Here is a 20,807-nt window from a genome sequence, read left to right as displayed (position 1 = left end):
TGTAATAACTTTTTATTTTTTTAAGTTGGAAATTTCAATCAATATAGACTAAATATTTGACTATCAACCATATTTATTTGATAGGACATCATGAAATATATAGTGCTATTCGCTTTTATCTTATGTGTAGTCTATGTGCATTTTCGTGGCAAAGTTCGCTACAAGTTCTGGCGTCAGGTCTCAGATCATTCGACATTTGTTTCACCAATCAATGTGTTTATGTATCTGTTTTCACGGGTACCCACCACGCCCTATTTAAAGCAGGATCTCTTCCCTGAATTGACCGTGCTGCGTGAAAACTGGCAGCAAATCAGGGATGAAGGTAAGGCGCTGATGGAAATCCAGCAAATCAAAGCATCGGATAAATATAATGATGCGGGTTTTAATTCGTTTTTTAAAACTGGCTGGAAACGTTTTTATCTGAAATGGTATGAAGATAGCCATCCCTCGGCGATGACACTTTGCCCTTATACCACCTCGTTATTACGCGGATTACCTTCGGTAAAGGCAGCGATGTTTGCTGAATTACCGCACGGTAGCCGCCTGCCTCGGCATCGTGATCCTTATGCCGGTTCTTTACGTTATCACCTTGGTTTAATCACCCCGAATGATGACCGCTGTTTTATTGATGTTGATGGCACCACTTACAGTTGGCGTGACGGTGAAGGCATTTTATTTGATGAAACTTATATTCATTATGCCGAGAATCAGAGTGGGCAGAATAGGCTGATCCTGTTTTGTGATATTGAGCGGCCAATGCGTTACCGCTGGGCGCAATGGATTAACCACTGGTTGGGGCGCAATTTAATGAGTGCAGCCACAGCCCCCAACGAAGAGGGGGATCGTACCGGTGGTGTCAATCGTATGTTTAAATACATCTATGCAGTGCGCAAGGTGGGGAAACGGTTGAAAGCCTGGAATCGTAGGATCTATTATTTGATTAAATGGATATTATTCGGTGGTATTGCCGTATTGATTTTTTATGCACTGTAAAAGAAAACAGCTCACAGAACAGACTATCAAATAGCGAAAGCCCCGCCCAACCTTAGCTATACGGGGCTTTCTCATCAATTATCTTGATCACTTTTCTTTTTTGACGCCCGCAACCCCGCCACAAATCCAGACTCAGACCAACATCACACCCAAAATTGATACTTAGAGTCGTCAAAAATAAATGAAATATTTTATTCTATTGATGGCTGCTTTTGAAATAATATAGTTATCTAAGTCACAAAATTGTAAATTTTTTTGTAATTATAGCGTGAATAACGCATCAGTGCCGTCATCTATTCTAAGTATAATATTACTTATATATCAGTTAGATAATTGTGTGTTTGATGATGAGATACCTGTATTACCTGAAATTCCCCTCACCAAAAATGAAATTATAATGCCATGTTGTGATCGATATAGAATTTTAATTTCAATCAAAATGATATGTTGTGTCACAGTGAGTTAACATACTTATCAGTGATAACGCCAGTTGAGGATCGCCAGAAACCGCTAGCGAGCATTCATTGATAGTCTATTTTTGTCTCGTCAGGAGGATATAGATGAAAGAAGTCAGTGTTGGATTGATTGGTGGTGGTTATTGCAGCCAAGCCGTCGGTTGGTTTCAGGCCGCAACCTTTGTTTGTGCTGTCAGCAGAATGAGGGGCTGGGACGTCGGTTGAGGCGGGGTAGCAAAATATAACGTATTACCAGTACCACCATGGTAATCGGTACATTTTAAAAATTGGGAGCGCAAAAGGATCATGCAAAATAAAAACCGTAGCAAGAATCATATAATATCGCACTCTGGAATAAAGCTTATTTGTCTTCAATAACTGCATTTATCTTATTAATAAATCAGAGTGTCAAAAAGTTCTTCATCACCTCCATGTTTTAAGGTGGAGAAGGAGTTACTTTTGTTTTTTGAAACCCTTTTTGACATTAAATGGATAATCAAATAAAAAGGTAATGATATGTCGTTAATGATGAATCTCAATGCACAACAGAGAAAACGATTACATCAAATAACATTAGTCGCTACATTTGGTGGCTTGCTCTTTGGTTATGATACCGGTGTTATTAATGGTGCATTTTCTTCATTGAAAGAAAATATGGCCCTGACGCCGACGACTGTGGGCCTGGTAATGAGTGTACTGTTGGTCGGTGCCGCCATTGGTAGTGTTTTTGGCGGAAAATTGGCTGACTTTTTTGGTCGAAGAAAATACCTGCTCTATCTCTCCTTCGTTTTTTTCTTTGGTGCGTTATTGTGTGCATTATCACCTAATATCACCACTCTTTTAATTGCCAGATTTTTGCTTGGTTACGCGGTAGGCGGGGCATCGGTTACTGCACCTACATTTATATCCGAGGTTGCACCGACAGAAATGCGGGGCAAACTTACCGGGTTGAATGAAGTTGCCATTGTTATTGGACAATTAGCAGCATTTGCAGTAAATGCGGTAATTGGTATTGCCTGGGGCCATCTACCTGAGGTCTGGCGTTATATGCTATTGGTTCAAACTATCCCTGCTATTTGCTTGTTAGTGGGAATGTGGCGTTCGCCAGAAAGCCCCCGTTGGTTGATCAGTAAAAATAGGCGGGAAGAGGCATTAGTAATTTTAAAACAAATTCGCCCTGAGCCACGGGCTATTAAAGAGTTTAATGATATCGTAACGTTGATTGATATCGAAAAAGAAAAGAAATTGTATGCTAAAAATGATTTGGCTATTATTTTTCAAACACCATGGATCTTAAAATTAATTTTGGTAGGTATTGCCTGGGCAGCTTTACAGCAAACTACCGGTGTTAACGTCATTATGTATTATGGTACGGAAATATTAAAAACTGCCGGATTCTCGGAAAGAATGTCGCTAATCTGTAACGTGTTAAATGGCGTTTTTTCTGTCGGGGGGATGGTTATTGGGGTTATGTTCCTGGTTGATCGTTTTAAACGGAAAACACTGATTGTGTATGGTTTTGCCCTGATGGCAACGCTGCACTTGATTATTGCTGGTGCGGATTATTATCTGGTTGGTGAAATAAAGGCAACTGTTATTTGGTTGCTGGGTGCACTGTTTGTCGGGGTCATGCAGGGTACGATGGGCTTTCTGACTTGGGTCGTATTAGCAGAACTGTTCCCATTAAAGATTCGTGGCCTATCTATGGGGATCTCAGTATTTTTCATGTGGATCATGAATGCCATTGTGAGTTACTTGTTCCCCGTGCTTCAGGCGAAACTTGGCTTGGGTCCGGTCTTCTTGATTTTTGCTCTTATCAACTATCTGGCGATTATCTTTGTGATTACCGCCTTACCAGAAACATCCAATAAATCATTAGAACAACTTGAAGAAGAACTGTCTGCCGGTAATTAATAACATAATTTTTATATGAGATAAAAAAGATCATATCGCAAAGGGGACAGATAATGATAGATAATATTACCGTTGATAACCTACACTTAGGATGTCATGCAAAAAATAAAGCTGAAGTTTTAGCAATGATAGGAAAAGAGTTTAAATTAAAAGGTTATATTAACCAAGACTGTATCTCTTTTCTTAATGAAAGAGAACAACAAGTCTCTACATTCTTAGGGAATGGTATTACCTTACCTCATCTGCCTAAATCAGCCACAAATATCATTGTTAAAACCGGTGTTGAGATTTTTCAATTCCCTGATGGTGTCATCTGGGATAGAAGTAATGTTATGTTTATTGCCATTGGGGTTATTGCTAAAGAAAAGGAGCATATTGATGTGTTAAAAGATGTAGCCTCGATTTTTAGTGATGAAATTATTGCCAATGCGCTCTCATTAATCTCAAATAAACAGGATTTTCTCCGTATCCTTAATCGTAAATAGGGGGAGGGTTGTGTAAGCCTGGAATTGTAGGGCTTATTAGCAGATTAAATAGTAAAAAGCTCACTTGAGGTTGCTTAAGTGGGCTTTTTTAATTTGGTAGTTGTAAAACCATCTCAATGTGCTGGCTGACGCTTAACAGTAGTGATTTTTATTAACCATTTCGGCATAAAGTTATTAAGGCGATTTGATGCCATTCGCGCATGTTCTCATCCTGAAAGAGAACCTAGGTACTCAGAAAAAGGTTACCAACGACAATAAAGGTATTGGTCCTTTTATTTTGGCAAGCAGTGAAATGAACAGAAGACAATAAAGAATTATTTTCAGTAACACTTTAGGTATTTGAACGCAAAACCAATGCCTAAAGTGGCTTCATTATAATAATCAGCCTTTTATTTATAGTTTTATGAAGTTCATTTTATAGAGTGTTAGACGACGCGGGCATGCCGAATAAACCGGAGTGGCAGGGTTGTAGTGGTCTAATCATTCCGGACACTTTGTTAGAGATATAATGAGCAACACTAACGAGGTGAGAATGCGAAAAAAATCATTTACTCATGAGTTTAAACAAGAGTGCATCAATCTGGTTCTTCAACATAAGTACCCGGTGACTCAGGCCGCTGAAACAATGAATATTGGCCTTTCAACCTTACAACGCTGGCTAAGGCAGTATCGCGGAGAGATCCGCGGAAATACACCGATAGCCAGTGCTATAACACCGGAACAACGGCGAATACAAGAACTTGAAAAGCAGGTACGGCAGTTGCAGAGCGACAATGACCTGTTAAAAAAGGCTTCGGCCTTCTTCGCCATGGAAATGAACAACGACAAAAAGTCGCGGTGAAACTGAAGAAGGTCGGTGCAAATATCCAACAGGTATGCCGCTGCTTATCGCTCACGCGCAGCGTATTTTATGCCCGTAGTCGTCGGCTAATGATCAAGCCCGATGTTCTGATGTTGCACGCGGCGGCTAAGCATGTTCACGCTGAAATGGATGCCACATATGGCAGCCGGCGCATGTGCATCGAGTTACGGGAACAAGGTTTTAACGTGGGCAGATACCGCGTTCGGCAGATAATGAAAAACTTATTACTGGTAGCTAAACGGCCCGGGCGTCATCGCTATCCACGCGGTGGAAAACCCGCTGTCGTGGCCGCTAATCTGTTGAACCGGCAGTTTAATCCAGAGACATTGAATACCTGGTGGTCAGGTGATATTACCTATCTGCGTACCGCTCAGGGCTGGTTATATCTGGCTATCGTGATGGACTTATGTTCAAGAAAAATAGTGAGTTGGGCCTTCTCAGATAAACCGGACAGCGACTTGACTGTCCGGGCCTTAAGGCTGGCGGTCAATAAACGACGACCCACAGGGTCTGTGGTGTTCCATAGCGATCAAGGGTCGCAATATACCAGCGCGCAGTTCCAATGCTGCCAGCAGGAGCTGGATGTTACAGGTAGCATGAGCCGAAAAGGTAACTGCCTGGATAATGCTGTTACGGAAAGGTTTTTCCGCAGCCTGAAAGCTGAGAGGGTTAACTATCGTCGTTATGAAACCCGAAGTCAGGGTATCGCTGATGTTATCGATTATATTGACAGTTTTTATAATCTGAAAAGGCGGCATTATCGGCTGGGAAATATATCGCCGGATGAATATGAACGCCGACTACAGCAATGTGCCTAAATCCGTGTCCGGTTTTAGTTGACCGTTACATATCCCATGTGAATGTTAGTTCTTAAGGCTGTAAGTAACTCAATATTGACACATTCAAGATTGCCTTCTGCACGTAGAATCTCCAGACAAGCTGCATATAAAATCACCACAGAATGTCTGCATTTTGATTCGCATTGCAGGGGCGCTAGTTCGTGAAGTGTGGGAACCTCGGGGGTAATAAAATCCAGACAATTTCGCAACGCAGTCCGAACCAGTTTCTCGTCACCAAAATCAGATTCAATTTTTTCCGGATTCATGAGCACGAGTTCTGCAAAACGCACCAGACAACCCCAGTGACGACCGCGCTCTATAATATCTCTGTTTTCATTAACAAATTTTATGTTTTTGGCATGGATCTCTTGCTGCTTTCTGTCATGACGTTTCCTGCTTCGGCTATGTCTAAATCTCCAGACCTGATGATCCTGCGCGGATAATTGCATCGCATTGTTGTATCTGGCCCATTCGCGCATAAATGCGGGTTTGGAAAGGGCGTGCTGACGCATTTGCGTCCGTAAATCATCGGGACCTTGCTCTTCCTTATTTCTGTAGCGTTGGTGGCTGGTAAGAAAACTCGCCCACAGGTCGACATTATCTATTTTAAACGCCAGATTTAGGACAAATTTATAGTCATTCCTCCATAAATGAAGGCCAGAGTGTGAGTGCAGGTGTCCGTCGAACTTTTCTAATCTTGTGTTGAATATTTCATTACGATCCGTTAGTGGCCCGAACACATGGGCAATGATCTCCTGACGAAGTGTGTCATTTTCCCGAAGCTCCTGTACCGACTTGCTTTGATCGGCTTGGCATTGGCGATGAAAATTGAGATTACCTATCCATTGCCAGATCCTCACAGGGTCAAACGGCGCTTGAGCTAATTCAAAATAGCGATCAACCATTGAACCGACGATCTTGCTTATTCCATTGCGGCAATCACACTCATAGGATCTTTTCCCACAATGGCAATGAAGATTATGGGTTAATTCGTCTAAAAGAAGTTCAAGAGTATGCTGTGAAAAACAGGAAATAAGCTTTTTAATAAAATAACGAGAGCCAATGACCCTTTCAAATTGTTCTTTGTGATCGGGATAGAGGTTCGCACAGACGCGTAAGAATCCAGAGAGATATTTGTGATCAAATTTCTCTGGTCCTGTAACTTCGATGATGTTAGCTGCAATATTGAGTGAAATATTATTGGCTTCAAAAATTAAAACGGCTAAAGCGTCAATGAAATCGTACTCTTTGACATTGAGTAAGCATTTGCTTGCTAAGGTACGAATGTGTTTAGACTCATTGGGATTTAAGGTAAGCAGACTTAATTCAGGCGTCAACTGACTGTTTACCGGTGAGTCTGTCAGAAGTTCTAAAATTAAATCACGTAAATGACCATCATTACCCATCGTTAAAAGAGGTTTTATTCCTTCAATAACATCTTGCGTGAAAAAACCAGCCGCGCTGAACCGGCGCCAGAAATCGCTCCGACGAAAGTAAGGGTCTGCGGCTTCAATCTCTTTGAGTCGATGAAGAAGTTTTCGTTTCGATGAGCGTTCAAGCTGTGATGGATCGCCGTTTGCGAGAACCGCATAGGCGTCAAGCTCAATAATGGATTCCTGTACTGACTTGTTGCCTAATGCCGCCATCCATCCGAGCAGACCTCTCAACTCATCCCTGGCAGTACCATTCGGTGCAATGACAGGTAAGCACTTTGTTAAACTGAGAGCATCCCCTGGGTCTGCTATTCGTTTAATAAGATAATCCGCTGCGCAGTATTCAGTGACGATCTTGTGAACCGGGCGGTGCTGGTCTTCCTTATCGCCGGGTTTGAAAAGCTGAGTTGACAATATGTCGTAACAGGCAGTACTGCCGCTAAATAACGCTGGCAGCATGGGATACATCCGGCTTGCAGTCATGTCGATGGTGCTGACTCCCTCTGCGCCCGACAACAGAAGTTTGGCATAAACCTCGGCAGAAAATGCGATCTTCTGTGAAACTGAAAGAGATATAGACGCTTTCGGAATATCTGGGTTGATTTCCTTAGCCAGTCGTTCGACCGCTAAAGCAAAGATTGAACGCTTGTCAGCAAATCGCCTGTCACTTTCTAAGTAGGCATCGGTGAACATTTTCAGAAACTGAGGGTTTGGTAACAACATTTCTAAACTAAACCGTGTTACTTCGGTCTGGAATGCAAAGAAGTCTTCTGCTGGCGCATGGTGCTTAAATATGGCGTGTTGTTCGTCTTGATCGAATTCTCTCAGTCTCACAATCATAGGGGAGACACCAAGAAATTTTTCAAAAATACTGGTGGAAGCCAATCCCCATTCGCTTGACCTGCTCGACATGATTACGCGATTTGGCTTTGATGTTCTGGCGAGCGCAAGGAGTTTATGGATACCTGATTGATCGATTCTGGCGACTTCATCAACGGCGTCAATTATCAGTGAGCTATTTTCTTTATCTGCTCCAACATAAGCAAAAACGCTGGCATTTAAGGCAGGGGTGTTCAATTTCAGAGCGATACTTTTCATCAGCTCTGTTTTCCCGCCGCCGGGTTCTGCTAACACAACAATGTGCGTTGATTCAGCCAGCAACTCTGTCTCTGTGTACGTCCTGTCACCGTGCGTAAAATTACGTTCAAGATATAAGATTGAATTCATAGTTACAAAATGCTTCGTGTTGGATAGCACAAATATTCCAGCAGAAAGTAAAGCTGCGCCTGAGTTTTCTTGCTTCTGTCAGAGATAGTACGGCATTTTTTGTTTATTGGGGGGCTGTTTTATCAACTCTTGGACACATTATACATCTTATTGACATTCATCACATTTTACATTCGCGATATGCAAGTGATCTTACCCATCAATAGTGGATTTGTGACTAATTGAGTAAATTTTAGGGGATAAGGTCATACTGCCAAAGAAGGTCTGAGTTAATACCGCTATTTAAACCCCAAACACATTTCACTGCTACAGCCTAAGGGGTGCTACGCCTGGCTATACAGAGTCAGATTTTTTCTCCCGCGTGATTTCCGTTCCCGTATCAGCTTCCGGTTAATCGTTTCCCAGCACAACCCGTCCCGCAAGGGTAAATGGCACGCATTCTGCGCCCTTGCTGGGCGGAACGATGCCGGGAAAGCGAACCGTCAGGCGATACAAAGACGAAAATCACACCACTGACGGAGAAAAAACCATGACGATTTCCCTGCATACCCAGACTGGCGCCCCTAACACCTCAGCGGCGACCAGCGTATCCCCGCTGGAGCAGTCAGGCTCCTCAAAAACGAAATTTTCCAAAAATAGAACCGATATTTATCAGGCAGTTACTGACAGTATCATTGCGGCACTGGAAGCCGGTGTTAAGCCGTGGTCTTGCCCGTGGCAGCGCGTACCGGGCATGTCAGGATTACCTTCAAATTATGCGACTGGCGCTGCATACAGCGGGATGAATATCATGTTGTTGTGGAGCTGTGCGTCAGAACAGGGATTCAATGATTCACGCTGGATGACTTACAAACAGGCGCAAGCGGAAGGCGGGCAGGTGCGTAAAGGGGAACATGGTACTACCGCCATTTTCTATACCACACTGGAAAAGGAAAATGACGACGGAGAAACTGACTTTATCCCGATGCTGAAGACGTTCACCGTGTTTAATGTTGAGCAAATTGATGGTTTGCATCTGAGTGACGAAGTAGTTTGCCCGGCAGAGACTTTTGAGCCCTTACCGCGTGCGGAAGCGCTTTTCCGTAACAGTGGTGCAACCATCATCGAGAAGGGACAGAATGCCTTTTTTGCACCATCAACTGACGAAATCCGCTTACCGGAACGGTATCTTTTTGCCGACGCGGCCAATTTCTACGCTACGGGCCTGCATGAGCTGGTTCACTGGAGCGGGGCAAAAAGTCGGCTGAACCGAGAAATGAAAGGGAAGTTTGGCAGTGAGGATTATGCTTTTGAGGAGTTGATCGCCGAACTGGGAAGCGCGTTCCTGATGGCGGACTTGGGGATTGTCGGAGAGGTTCAGCATGAAAGCTATATCGCTTCCTGGCTGAAAGCACTGAAGAACGACAAACGCTATATTTTCAAGGCCGCCAGCGCGGCATCCAAAGCGCATCGTTATTTGATGGATAAAGCCTGAGGGAAGAGGGAAAGAAGCCACAAAATAATGTGGCTTTAATCTTATAGGTAAGTGGGCAGAGTAAAGCTTGTTTCAGGGGGTATAATTCCCCCCTGAGAATTTTCCTGGTGCTTGATGCCAGGAAAATTCTCAGGCTGCAGGGCGGGCGGCAAAGAGCCCGTTTCGCCCTTTATATATATTGCCTCAGACTTTATCTGGCAGTGTTCTCTGTTAAAACAAGATTCAACCTTACAGTCGGCAACGACCTAAGGGCAGAAGTTTCAAAAGCTTACACTTATCGAAATGTATGAAACAATGGGGTGTAGGTCAACTGCATAGTATTTAAGGTGACCTGACAAAATAGCTATGATAAAAATCGTCAAAAGACATGCTGACGTTGAAGGGAAAAATGGATTATAAATTCAATGAAGTAAGGGAGTATTCCAGAGCAATCCTGCTCTTACGAAAGGTTATTCTCATTAGTAAGCTGAGCATCTTAGTTTCGATTCTCACTATTGGAGTTAGCTACTATGTTTTCATAGCAGACTATTTTCAGCCATATGATCTCACAAACTCAACCATTATAGAAGCGATGATGGACAAAGATTACCAGTCCATCAATACTAACACTTTTGATATACTTAATAAATATAATTCCGGTGAGTCCAAAACAAAGCCTAGCGACTTTTATGCATTCCTCCCTGGGCGTTACAATGCGACTTCCGTGCATGTCCATGGGCATCTTGTACCCATGGGGGAGAGCATACATACAAGTCATAACAACTTTACTATGTATCGCTATGATTTTACATACCGAGTTAGTATATCTCAATTTGGTGTGATGATTTTCTCTCTAATTCAGGTATTCTTGCTTTCTTCTTTTCTTTATCTTCACTTTAGCACCAAATCAAAACATGAAAATGACTTTGAAGATAAAATTGTAGGCACATACTTTGATATGCTATCTCTTCCGCTTGAAGAAAGAGAACTAAGTGATGTCGAAAAGTTAAAGTTAACACTGAGAAAGTTTAATGCATTTCGATTGGCATTAAACAACAGATATGATAATCGCCCCGGTTATGTAATCAACGATGAGTACGATGTTCAGGATTTGCTGCGTGCAATACTGGCATTAAACTTCGAAGATGTAATTAAAGAGAGTGCCATTCCCTATTATTTAGGATCAAATTCAAGAGTGGATTTTTTGATCCGTGATCAAAGTATTGCGATAGAAGTCAAAAAGACAAGGAAGGAATTAAGAGACGGTAAGTTAGCGGACCAAATTATTTCTGATCTCCATCGTTATCAAGCATATTCTGCTTGCAAAGATATTATATTTTTTGTGTACGATCCCGATCATTTTATACAAAATCCGGCAAGTTTGAAAAAGGATATCAAGTCGATAAAAAGTGAAGCCACATTGCATTTTGTTATTGTTCCTGAGGTTTAATGTGCGGAGGTTTTATTCGTCGGAATGTATCGTACCTCAACGTGGAAGGTTTGACCTGCTCTCCTCTAATTAATGCAGTGCGGACTTGGCAACATCCGCTACTGGCACGGAGCGGCCAGGTTTAAGAACAAGTAAGGTCTACAATGAGCGAGAAGCGGACTGCCGTGCCGGGAAGTTTATTATATCATTTAGGGAAATAATTGAGCCGTGTTCACAACATGATGGCCAGCCAGAAGTTAAGATGTTCCTTTGATGGTATTTGACATAGCATCGATAGCTTATTAGCTTAAAGGGAGAGACATGACAAAAATTAGCGAAAGATGGAAGCATAATGGGATTGCCAAAGGTTATTGCAACATTTGTGGAAAATACGATTTACTTACAAAAGACCACGTTCCACCAAAGTGTGCTATAACATTAGGGCCTGTTCTTCAGAAAACAGTTAGCGAGTTTTTTAACACGCAGGAACCAATAAAACCATTAAATGCTAAAAATGGTTCATACTTCAAAACTATTTGTAGCCACTGTAATAATAACGTTTTAGGTGGGCTCGATATAGCAATTGAACAAGTCACAAAGTCCTTTAAAGATCAGTTGAATAAATACATGACTGGAACGAAGGTATATCCATTTATTAGAGTACCCTTTGATAGTATATCTTTTACTAAGGCTATGATTGGACACGTACTATCAGCTACTTCAGTTGAAGATTGTAAAAAAGAATCCGTAGATAGTCCCTTTTATACACCTTTAAAGGATTATGTTTTAGGCAAAGAATCAAGCTTTGAGGACACGCATGATATTTACTACTGGTTTTATCCGCACAGGATGTACATATCAGCTCAAAGTGTAGCGTTTATGAATAAAGGGCATGTGGCATTTATTTGTGTACTACATTTTTTTCCTATCGGTTTTATTATTACAATAAAAAATGAAGGAACTTATCCTGGTCATTCAACAAAATTAAATCTTAGCGATAAGTTTCTTACATTCAATATGACTTCTATAAATTATGAATTTACGACATTTCCATTTATCAACCTTAAAGGAAATCAAATGTATGCTATGAGTAATGGTCATACTTGTGTAAGTTACCCAATAATGAAGTGACTGTTAATTTAAATAATCAAAACCTATTAACTATCTATACACATCTCTATGATATGAGCAACATCCACTTCTGGCAGTGCACAATCAAATCTGACAGGCGGCTTTGAGCGAGGAGCGGAAGTTCACTGTTATTTGTCCAATTAGTTAGGGCATCACTAACATCTGGTTGTTTTAATCAAAAGGAAATAGCCAGTTGGTGGAGCAGAATTTTTGACATATTGCTAAAATCTCTATTGACCGATTTTAAATCGGCATTAATATAGTTTTGATCTTTTACATCACTGCGTTGCCTCCAACCATTGCATACTATATTCCATATTTTTGCGTTACGTTAAGAAGGTATAACCAATGAAATGTGCGTTAATTTATGATTTTGATGGAACTCTAGCAGAAGGTGATTGTGCCCAACACGGACTTATGCCCGCTTTAGGAATTGATGATGTTGCTTCTTTTTGGCAGTCCGTTAAACACCGGGCCAAGAATGATGATGGCGATGAAATATTGTCTTATCTTGGACTTCTTGCTGAGAAAGCAAGTGAGCTTGGTTCCCAAGAGTTAACTGAAGCCAACTTGAAAAAACATGGAAAATCAATCCCGTTATTCCCCGGTGTTGAAGGCTGGTTTGAGCGAATAAATGATTATGCTCAACAACACGGTTTGGAATTATATCATTACATAATTTCCAGTGGTTTAGATGCGATGATTAGAGGGACATCCATAGGCTGTAAATTCCGTGATATCTATGCATGTAAATATCATTATTCTCCTGATGGTAAATCCGTTACATGGCCAGCACAAGCAATTACACTACAAAGACTCAATTTTTATTTAGAATAAATAAAGGCATTCCTAACTCATGGGATAATGCAGCCATCAATAAATTCATTGAGCCTGAAGATCGCGAGATCCCTTTCCAAAAAATGATATACTTTGGAGATGGAGACACAGACATTCCAGCAATGAAAATGGTTCGATATCAAGGTGGAGTTTCTTTGGCTGTATTTGACAATAAAAAATGGAATAATAAGACTACGCAAGAAAAAGTCGAGAAGTTAATAGCTGAAGAGAGGGCTAATTATGTTGTTCCTGCTTTGTATAACGAGGGGAGTCAATTGGATGTTACAGTAAAAGGACTGTTACAATTATTTAAGAGAAAGGGATAGCCAGTCAATGATGTCCGTTCCTGGCACAATGCTGCCTGTTGCAAGGAGCGCATGTCAGCTATGAGCGAGGTGCGGACATACTTCGTTGCCCACACCTCAGAATATTAAAGTGCTGGTCTTAGTAGGCCATATTTACGCTCACGCTGCTCAAATGCGACATGCCCACCTTCTAGTACGTCGCATATGGCCTTACGCATGGTGTTGCCATGAGCATGTTCACCGTCTTCCAGCGCACCACAGCGGTAGCTAATCACTTCATCATTATTGCTTGCGACTAGGACCTGCTCGGCATCACAGTTCACCACAAGATTCGCATTGTGAGTAACGATGATGGCTTGGCGATACTGTTTTATTTTACGGAATAGCGGCACTAGATGATGCATGATAAAGTCGTTATCAAGGTCATCTTCCGGCTGATCGAATACAAAAGGTGAACCAAACGGATCAGTCGCAAGCTTCAGACAGACATAAAATGTGCCTCGCTGACCAGCGGATAACTTCTCGACCGTCTTACCTTTATATGTAAATTTAGCCTTAACACTGAGATAGGCGGAAATTTTATCCAAGCTAAACAGATGAGACAAGAGTTCGTGCGGTCCAGCACTATTGAAATACTCTTGTTTCCATAACAGATCACCCAATGAAATATTACTCATTCTCTGTTTATCGTCTGGAATAGAAAGAATACTTTCACCTTTAACCAAACGGGCATAATCTTCGACGGAGTTGACATTAAAGATGGCTGCAAGCTTATCAACCGATGATTCTCCTTCTCGTGATGAACGGAACTTTCCTCCGTTCATACATTTCAAGGCCCCGGTATAAAATGCCTCGCGATCAAAGACCACCTCGCCGTAGATCCCGATATCTTGTAGAATATCAATGACAAGAGCCTGCTGTGACTTTGTGTAGTGTTCTTTAGTTTCAGATAGAAAAGAAAAGGCCGTATCTACTGTTTTCTTCTCCTGCTGTATGTGGTTTAAAACCCCCTCGGCCAACTCTCTTCTGTTAGCCGTATTTTTTCTAGCCAGTTCAATCCTCCGCTGAGACTCATTTCGTTGCTGTTCAGCACTATTAATTATCTGTTGGTATTCCGAAACTTTGTCAAGGAGACCAGATATATCTTGTTCAATACCCAGTTGTTAAATATTGTGCAAAAGTAGACCAAGGGAACGGACTTTCATTGCAGATGCCGCTCACGAGTTGCGTACTCCCTTGGCTGCAATGCGAGTCAATGTTGAGGCTTTGCAGTCCGATGTAAGCAACGTTAGTCAACAGGAATTGCTTGCAGGGATTATTCGTAGCAATAGCCGTGCTGCTCGTCTCGTCACTCAGTTGCTGCTGCTGATGCATAGTGAAGCGCGCATTGACACTGTTATGGAGCCTGTGCCGCTGACGACGCTCATACAAGAGCGAATGGCTGAGTTGGCACCTCTAGCTGCTGAGAGCCGAATTGAGCTTGAATTCTACTCTCATGATGAAGTCTGGGTTACAGGTGTCAGGGAACGCCTGATGTCGCTGATCGACAACTTAATTGAAAATGCTGTGAAGTACAGTCCTGAGGGCGGGCGGGTTGAAGTAGAGGTACGATCGTTAGAAAAATCCATTCAATTGCGTATCTCAGATGCAGGGCCCGGAATCATGGTTGAATTGAGGGAGCGGGTGTTCGACAGATTTTTTCGTGATCCCAATCAGATACAAAGCGGGAGTGGATTGGGGCTTGCAATAGTCAAAGCGGTTGCGCAGCAACACAACAGCAGTGTTTTACTAAGTACGTCTGCAGAAGGTGGGCTCATGGTAACTGTCGACTTCTCAAACCACAAATCCGCCTGAAAGAAAATACTATTTTGATCCCAACCCAGCGTAAGGCATCTACCAGAATAATGGAGTATAAATTGAAATACTTGGCGCTGACTACAATGCTATTTTCTATATCACTTAGCGGATGCGCCATAACCATAAGCGATTTAAAAAACAGTCAATCATCTTTAGACGGCAGTTTCATTAGCAAGACGGGGCCCTCCGATACTTATCGAACCCTAAGGCACATGGCGAGGCAGTGTCTGGAATATGAGGCATATTCAGGAAATCCGGTCATCGTTTTAAGTGAGTTTGACGGTGAGCGTAAAGAAGGTGATATTGCTCAAAAGCTTCTTTCAGAAGGACTGTTGATCAACAACACGCTAATAGAGATAGAAAGCCATGATGGTGACAAAACTAAGATCAGCCTATACACAACCAAGAATATCTTGAGTACGGGCATCAGGTCGCCAAAAGTGAGTGATATCAAGCGATGGACTGACGGCGATAGAGCCTGCTAATATGACACTTAGCCATACGACTAAGCATTCCAGCCTGAAAATTAGCAATTACCCTGAAGTGGAATTTTTTCCACGCTTAACTTGATTATTTATAAGTGTACAGCCGTGTTGAAAGGGGGATTCCGTAGATAGCTTTACCCGCCATGCCAGCAGTTCCTTGTCACAACTCACCAGCCAGTCGGCGATGTCATTCAGCACATGGTGCAGGTAGTGATCCGAATCTATGCCGTTCAGTCGACAAACTGCCTATCCGTCCGTTCCCTGATCACCTTCGTGATCTGAGTCGAAGAACAGTTGGTTTTTTCGCCCCAGACTCACCAGCCGCAGAGCATTTCCCGCGATGTTATTACCCACTTCCAGCCAGCTATTTTCTGCATAGTACGCAAGGGCCAGCCACTGGTTTAGAGCATAAGCGAATGCTTCCGCCAGTTCTGAGTGCGCGACAGTGTTTTAACTTTCCCGCAACTAACCTTCCTAAGCCTTCAGGAGCGGTTTCGCCATCTATTGGCGTTGTTAGCTGAACAGGTAAAAGTACACAATCCTCAATCAGGACGCAGGGAATGATACGGCTCTTATCTAGCGTTATTCAGTCTTAATGCTATTGCTTTGCCCTTGGATATACGGGGGTACATAGGCTTCCCGGCACGTATCCAGATAATCTGACCACCACTGCATCATCGCTTTACGGGCATCGAGATATTCTGCTTTATGGGTGTAAGCCGCCCGTACGCTGTTGCGTTCCTGATGACTCATCTGGCGTTCAACGGCATCCTGTGACCACAGGCCAGATTCCATCAGGGCACTACAGGCCATGGCACGGAATCCGTGGCCGCAGATTTCATCTTTCGTGTCATAACCCATCAGGCGCAAAGCCTTGTTGACCGTGTTTTCGCACATCGGCTTATATGGATTATGATCACCGGGGAATATCAGCACCTGATGCCCGGATATTCCCTTTATCTGTGTCAGAAGGGTGATGGCCTGATGGGAGAGGGGCACAATATGCGGTGTGCGCATTTTCGCGCCACGCCCGGAATAGCGAACGTCGGGGATAGCTTCGCGGGTGGCGGGAATGGTCCAGATTCGGTTTCTGAAATCGATTTCAGACCAACGGGCAAAACGCAGCTCACTGGAACGGATAAACAGGTGCAGAGTGAGCGATACTGCCAACCGGGTTAATTCTCGTCCTTGCTGGTAGCCGCCGATGCGAGTCAACAGTTCCGGTAGTTTCTCCAACGGAAGGGCAGGGTAGTGGCGTTTAATCGGAAGTGCCGTTATACCATCCAGATTCGCCGCCGGGTTGTTTTCTATCAGTTCCTGATGCACCGCATGACGCATGATGTTGCACATATGCTGTCGGGTACGGGCCGCCACTTCCAGCAGACCTTTTTTCTCGATGCCTTTCAGTAGGTCGATAAAGTGACGGGTTTTCAGTTCGGTGACCGGAAGGTGTCCAATTATCGGGAAGATATGGTTGTTCATGCTGGCAAGCAGACGGACGGAGTGGTTCTCTGACCAGGTTCGGTTACTTTTATGCCAGCTCAATGCCACTGACTTGAAGGATTTTTCCGGTGAGCGGGCAGCTTTCTCTGCGATACGTTGCTGCGCTGGGTTGATATTCTGCGCCAGCAATTTACGGATACCGTCACGCTGTTGACGAGCATCAGCCAGAGATACATCAGGATAGGCACCTAAGCCAAGGCGAGATTCTTTTCTGTTGATACGATATTTAAGATACCAGAGACGTGAACCGCTTGGATTAACTAAAAGGTATAGACCGTGGGAATCGGAAACTTTGAAAGGTTTTCAGAAGGCTTGAGACTGCGGATTTTAGTGTCGTTCAGAGACATATGGTGGTCACTCCATGATCGAACTGAAATGACCCCAAATCAGACCACCAATCTTGCCCGATGCGGAGGGGGAAATGAAAATGCATCGGGAAGACTTTTCACACTAACTCGTTGAATCTAAATCGTATAAAGATTCGTGAAGATGCATGAAAACATAAATTTGGCTCCTCTGACTGGACTCGAACCAGTGACATACGGATTAACAGTCCGCCGTTCTACCGACTGAACTACAGAGGAATCGTGTGAACGGGGCGCATGATATCTAGCATGCCCGATACTGTCAACGCTAAATTAGTACATTGCGATTGACTGCTCAGCATCTGAGCAAAGAGGGTGGATATAGCGGCTAAATAAGGCCAGTCCGCGATTTATTATTAACTATCGACTCTTTACTGCTTCAACGAAGGTATAAGTAATTAACTTAGTGGCTGCATATTATCGGTATTTTGATTATCCGCTAACCCATTTTCCCAACGTTTTAATCTGGCGAGTGGGTCCTGACGATAGAATGCGCAGAAATGCTGATAAACAACAGGAAAACGACTTTCTAATAGTTCAGGCGCACTGAAGAAATACTCTGATAATACCGCAAAACATTCCGCCGGATCACTGGCGGCATACGCATCCATACTGGCAGCCTCGACACCTACCATATCTATCTCATCTTGAATACTGTCCATCGCCTGATGCAGGTCATATTCCCATGCAGCTACATCACGCATAGCAATAGGAGGCACCCCGTTAGAATTGCCACCATTACGCATATCCAGCTTGTGTGCGGCCTCATGAATAACCAGATTAAAGCCTGATAAATCAAAGGAATCTTGAATATCTTGCCAGTTCAAGACAATCGGCCCTTGTTCCCAACTTTGACCCGATTGTACCGTTTGACCAGAGTGCACCAAGCCGAGATCATCTTGCCAGTCGTCGTCAACCACAAAAGGTGAAGGATAAATAAGGACTTCATGAAAGCCATCTAACCATTTGGCGCCGAGTTCCATCACTGGCAGTGCGAATAGCAGACAAAGGCGGGCTTGCATCAGCGGTGTTAGTTCTAACCCCTGCAATGGCACCAGCCGCTTTTGTTGCAGCAAATTACTGGCAACAGAAACCAGCCGCTGCTGCTCCTGCTCATTCAGCGGAGCCAACAGTGGGATGTTCAGTGCTTCCTGCCACTGCGCAAGCATCTCCGCTTGCGGTTGATTTGCTTTCCACAGCCACTTAATCATCAGGTTGCCCACAAAGTGATAATTCGAATATCTAAAGCAGGGAGGTGTTGCCATAAACATGCCGTAAAAAGGTGCATGATCGCAACCGTTTCATGGAGAGATACCGGAGCGGCTGAAGAGGTTGCCCCGAAAACGACTGAGAAGATAACCTTTCTAAGGGGAAAACCCCGCTTGCTCCGCCATTATTCAAGCACTTATAGAAAAAAAATTCAGCGATCCTTATCACACTAAGTTGGCGTGGCAAGATGATAAATAATAGATCAGGGTTGTTGATTGTTTGCTGCTATTTAGGCCTATATTTAATTATGACATCAGAGAGTTCTGACTGATGAATCCCAAATGCAGGAGAAGGCTATTCGCGGCTTAACCGGTTTCATTGTAATACTGACGGCACTACTGCTGCCGGGCAGTGTTGCCTATGCAGCGATGGCGGGTGATGCCAGCCCGATGTTCATGCCAATATCGAGTCTCCTTACCTCTGACCCGATTCGGGTCGCTCAACACCATTTTGAGCAGATTGAATCCTATCAGGTCATAATTCATTCTCTGTCAGCACAAGGCGAGGCTACGGTGATTCGTTATAGCTATCGTAAGCCGGGATATGTGCGTATGGATTTTACTGAACCCCACAATGGCGCCGCGCTGGTCTATAGCCCTGACAGTGGCAAAGTTCGATTATGGCCCTTCGGTGTAAACACGCTACCTGTGCTGAGCCTTTTGCCCACCAATACCTTAATACGCGATAAAAATGGCCACCGGGTGGATCAATCAGACATTGGAAGGTTGTTAGACAACATCCAGCGCCTGCAACAAGGTGGCAAGACCGCAATTCTTGGTGAGGAGGTTTTCGCGCAACAACTGGTATTGCACCTCTCAATAACTGGCCCGGCCGGTTTCACTGTGGATAAGGTGCATCGCTGTGACATCTGGCTAGATAATCGATCCCATTTGCCTGTCAAAGTGATCAGTTATGGGGTGGATGAAAGGCAACTGGAAACGGTCATTATGGAGGCAATGATTATCAATTTGCATTTTCCTGAGCGTTTTTTCACCCCTTGATGCGGAGTTCGCTGGTATGGCTGAGTATCGGTTTTCCACCATTTGGCAGGTCAAGGCACCGCTTCAGGCAGTATGGGATATTTTATGCCACCCGGATATGTGGCCGTATTGGTGGAAAAGCCTGGAGCAAATCATTGAGATAGAAAAAGGCGATCTACAGGGTATCGGCGCATTACATCGTTATACCTGGAAAGGTGTACTTCCTTATCGGATAACCTTTGATATTCATGTAGTAACCATTATGCCTTTACATTTGTTAGAGGGGCAGGCGAGTGGTGAAGTTGAAGGGATTGGGCAGTGGTCATTATTTTACAATGGCAGCGACACCATTGTTCGTTACGATTGGCATATTCGAACCAATACGCGCTGGATGAACTGTCTGGCACCAATAGCTGCCCCATTATTTCGCTGGAATCATGATAGCGTTATGCGAGAAGGTGCCAAAGGGTTAGCGCGTAAATTAGGCACACAGGTGGAGATGAGGTGATGCTATCGCTCCATAAGATGGCATTACGTACTGGCTTACAATGATTGGCAGAGTCAAAAAAGATAACAGTAAGTGATAATTATTTCTGTTTATAAGATAATAAAAGTGGCTATTTTTGTTTCTTTTTGTCATGAGATTTGTTGATATTAATTTAATTTTTCGATAAATAGATATTTTTCACTTAAATATTATAAATAATTTGTAAAGATCATTTTTGGCTAAATTTATGTTTGGCATTTTTTGATGTGTTATATCTAAGAATGGTATTTTTTTAAGATGTCCTCATCTATCAGCGTAAGAAAAGTCCCACAAGCCTGTTTTATATTGTTTTTTTATTTATGAGTCATTCACGTGTTTAATATCGAATATAACTTATTTTTATATGTTATCTATCGATTGTAGGTAATTTCCCACACGGAATGAGATATGTCCTGCCGTGAATTTCCACTCTTCTTTTGTTTGTATTCTGTGATTCTT

15 protein-coding genes, 1 tRNA gene and 4 pseudogenes are annotated in these 20,807 nt (G+C 43.1%); 14 read left to right on the top strand and 6 right to left on the bottom strand.

The window, feature by feature from the left end; all coding sequences use genetic code 11:
- The first annotated feature begins 90 nt into the window (after positions 1-90).
- The 5 genes from lpxO (at position 91) to V1955_RS13675 (ending at position 5,527) form a co-directional block, all read left to right on the top strand.
- Positions 91-993, top strand: coding sequence for a lipid A hydroxylase LpxO (gene lpxO / locus V1955_RS13695; protein WP_442821046.1), 903 nt, complete (start codon positions 91-93; stop codon positions 991-993).
- Positions 994-1,964: 971 nt separating this feature from the next.
- Complete coding sequence (locus V1955_RS13690; RefSeq protein ID WP_083159207.1) at positions 1,965-3,362, top strand: sugar porter family MFS transporter; 1,398 nt, start codon at positions 1,965-1,967, stop codon at positions 3,360-3,362.
- 53 nt (positions 3,363-3,415) lie between these two features.
- Positions 3,416-3,847 carry a PTS sugar transporter subunit IIA gene (locus V1955_RS13685; RefSeq protein WP_372558574.1) on the top strand — a complete coding sequence of 144 codons (432 nt, stop codon included), beginning with the start codon at positions 3,416-3,418 and terminating at the stop codon, positions 3,845-3,847.
- 532 nt (positions 3,848-4,379) lie between these two features.
- On the top strand, positions 4,380-4,688 hold the full coding sequence (locus V1955_RS13680) for a transposase (RefSeq protein ID WP_050136220.1): 309 nt from the start codon (positions 4,380-4,382) through the stop codon (positions 4,686-4,688).
- Complete coding sequence (locus V1955_RS13675; protein WP_342222724.1) at positions 4,685-5,527, top strand: IS3 family transposase; 843 nt, start codon at positions 4,685-4,687, stop codon at positions 5,525-5,527. Before V1955_RS13680 ends, V1955_RS13675 begins: the two co-directional genes overlap by 4 nt.
- Before the next feature lie 14 nt (positions 5,528-5,541).
- Here V1955_RS13675 and V1955_RS13670 read toward each other — a convergent pair whose 3' ends face one another.
- Positions 5,542-8,208: an NACHT domain-containing protein gene (locus tag V1955_RS13670; RefSeq protein WP_442821045.1), complete on the bottom strand. Its 2,667-nt coding sequence runs from the start codon at positions 8,206-8,208 to the stop codon at positions 5,542-5,544.
- A 529-nt stretch (positions 8,209-8,737) separates the two neighbouring features.
- Here V1955_RS13670 and V1955_RS13665 point away from each other — a divergent pair.
- The 5 genes from V1955_RS13665 to V1955_RS13645 all read left to right on the top strand — a co-directional run bounded on the left by V1955_RS13665 (position 8,738) and on the right by V1955_RS13645 (position 13,384).
- On the top strand, positions 8,738-9,682 hold the full coding sequence (locus tag V1955_RS13665; protein ID WP_442821044.1) for an ArdC family protein: 945 nt from the start codon (positions 8,738-8,740) through the stop codon (positions 9,680-9,682).
- Positions 9,683-10,070: 388 nt separating this feature from the next.
- Positions 10,071-11,111 carry a hypothetical protein gene (locus V1955_RS13660; RefSeq protein WP_442821043.1) on the top strand — a complete coding sequence of 347 codons (1,041 nt, stop codon included), beginning with the start codon at positions 10,071-10,073 and terminating at the stop codon, positions 11,109-11,111.
- Between the two features lie 300 nt (positions 11,112-11,411).
- Entirely contained in the window at positions 11,412-12,221 is an 810-nt protein-coding gene (locus tag V1955_RS13655; protein ID WP_442821042.1) for a chaperonin, read from the top strand.
- 348 nt (positions 12,222-12,569) lie between these two features.
- Positions 12,570-13,058: a hypothetical protein gene (locus tag V1955_RS13650; RefSeq protein WP_442821041.1), complete on the top strand. Its 489-nt coding sequence runs from the start codon at positions 12,570-12,572 to the stop codon at positions 13,056-13,058.
- Complete coding sequence (locus tag V1955_RS13645) at positions 13,007-13,384, top strand: hypothetical protein (protein WP_442821040.1); 378 nt, start codon at positions 13,007-13,009, stop codon at positions 13,382-13,384. Before V1955_RS13650 ends, V1955_RS13645 begins: the two co-directional genes overlap by 52 nt.
- A gap of 104 nt (positions 13,385-13,488) precedes the next feature.
- Here the strand turns inward: V1955_RS13645 and V1955_RS13640 are convergent.
- Positions 13,489-14,520, bottom strand: a pseudogene (locus V1955_RS13640) (TrlF family AAA-like ATPase); the annotation flags it as partial.
- Positions 14,521-14,539: 19 nt separating this feature from the next.
- Here V1955_RS13640 and V1955_RS13635 point away from each other — a divergent pair.
- Together V1955_RS13635 and V1955_RS13630 are read left to right on the top strand one after the other, a co-directional pair.
- Positions 14,540-15,217, top strand: a pseudogene (locus tag V1955_RS13635) (sensor histidine kinase); the annotation flags it as partial.
- A 50-nt stretch (positions 15,218-15,267) separates the two neighbouring features.
- Complete coding sequence (locus tag V1955_RS13630) at positions 15,268-15,705, top strand: hypothetical protein (RefSeq protein WP_442821039.1); 438 nt, start codon at positions 15,268-15,270, stop codon at positions 15,703-15,705.
- A gap of 120 nt (positions 15,706-15,825) precedes the next feature.
- On the opposite strand, the pseudogene V1955_RS13625 reads toward V1955_RS13630, so the two are convergent.
- The 4 genes and pseudogenes from V1955_RS13625 to mtfA form a co-directional block, all read right to left on the bottom strand.
- Positions 15,826-16,163 (bottom strand): annotated as a pseudogene (locus V1955_RS13625) (IS66 family transposase); the annotation flags it as partial.
- A gap of 124 nt (positions 16,164-16,287) precedes the next feature.
- A pseudogene (locus V1955_RS13620) lies at positions 16,288-17,555 on the bottom strand (tyrosine-type recombinase/integrase).
- 161 nt (positions 17,556-17,716) lie between these two features.
- Positions 17,717-17,792 (bottom strand) — tRNA-Asn (locus tag V1955_RS13615).
- Positions 17,793-17,971: 179 nt separating this feature from the next.
- On the bottom strand, positions 17,972-18,784 hold the full coding sequence (mtfA, locus tag V1955_RS13610; protein WP_083159203.1) for a DgsA anti-repressor MtfA: 813 nt from the start codon (positions 18,782-18,784) through the stop codon (positions 17,972-17,974).
- Between the two features lie 339 nt (positions 18,785-19,123).
- Here mtfA and V1955_RS13605 point away from each other — a divergent pair, with 339 nt between their 5' ends.
- Together V1955_RS13605 and V1955_RS13600 are read left to right on the top strand one after the other, a co-directional pair.
- Positions 19,124-19,843, top strand: coding sequence for a DUF1571 domain-containing protein (locus V1955_RS13605; protein ID WP_127891202.1), 720 nt, complete (start codon positions 19,124-19,126; stop codon positions 19,841-19,843).
- 16 nt (positions 19,844-19,859) lie between these two features.
- A complete protein-coding gene (locus tag V1955_RS13600) occupies positions 19,860-20,330 on the top strand; it encodes an SRPBCC family protein (RefSeq protein ID WP_083159202.1) in 471 nt (156 codons plus the stop codon).
- The last annotated feature ends 477 nt before the right edge of the window (positions 20,331-20,807 follow it).

Origin of the sequence: Yersinia sp. 2545 StPb PI (genome assembly GCF_052217125.1) — a bacterium.
Taxonomy (GTDB): Bacteria; Pseudomonadota; Gammaproteobacteria; order Enterobacterales; family Enterobacteriaceae; genus Yersinia; species Yersinia enterocolitica_E.
Note: the sequence above shows the minus strand (reverse complement) of the source record. Positions and strands in the feature narration are given on the sequence as shown.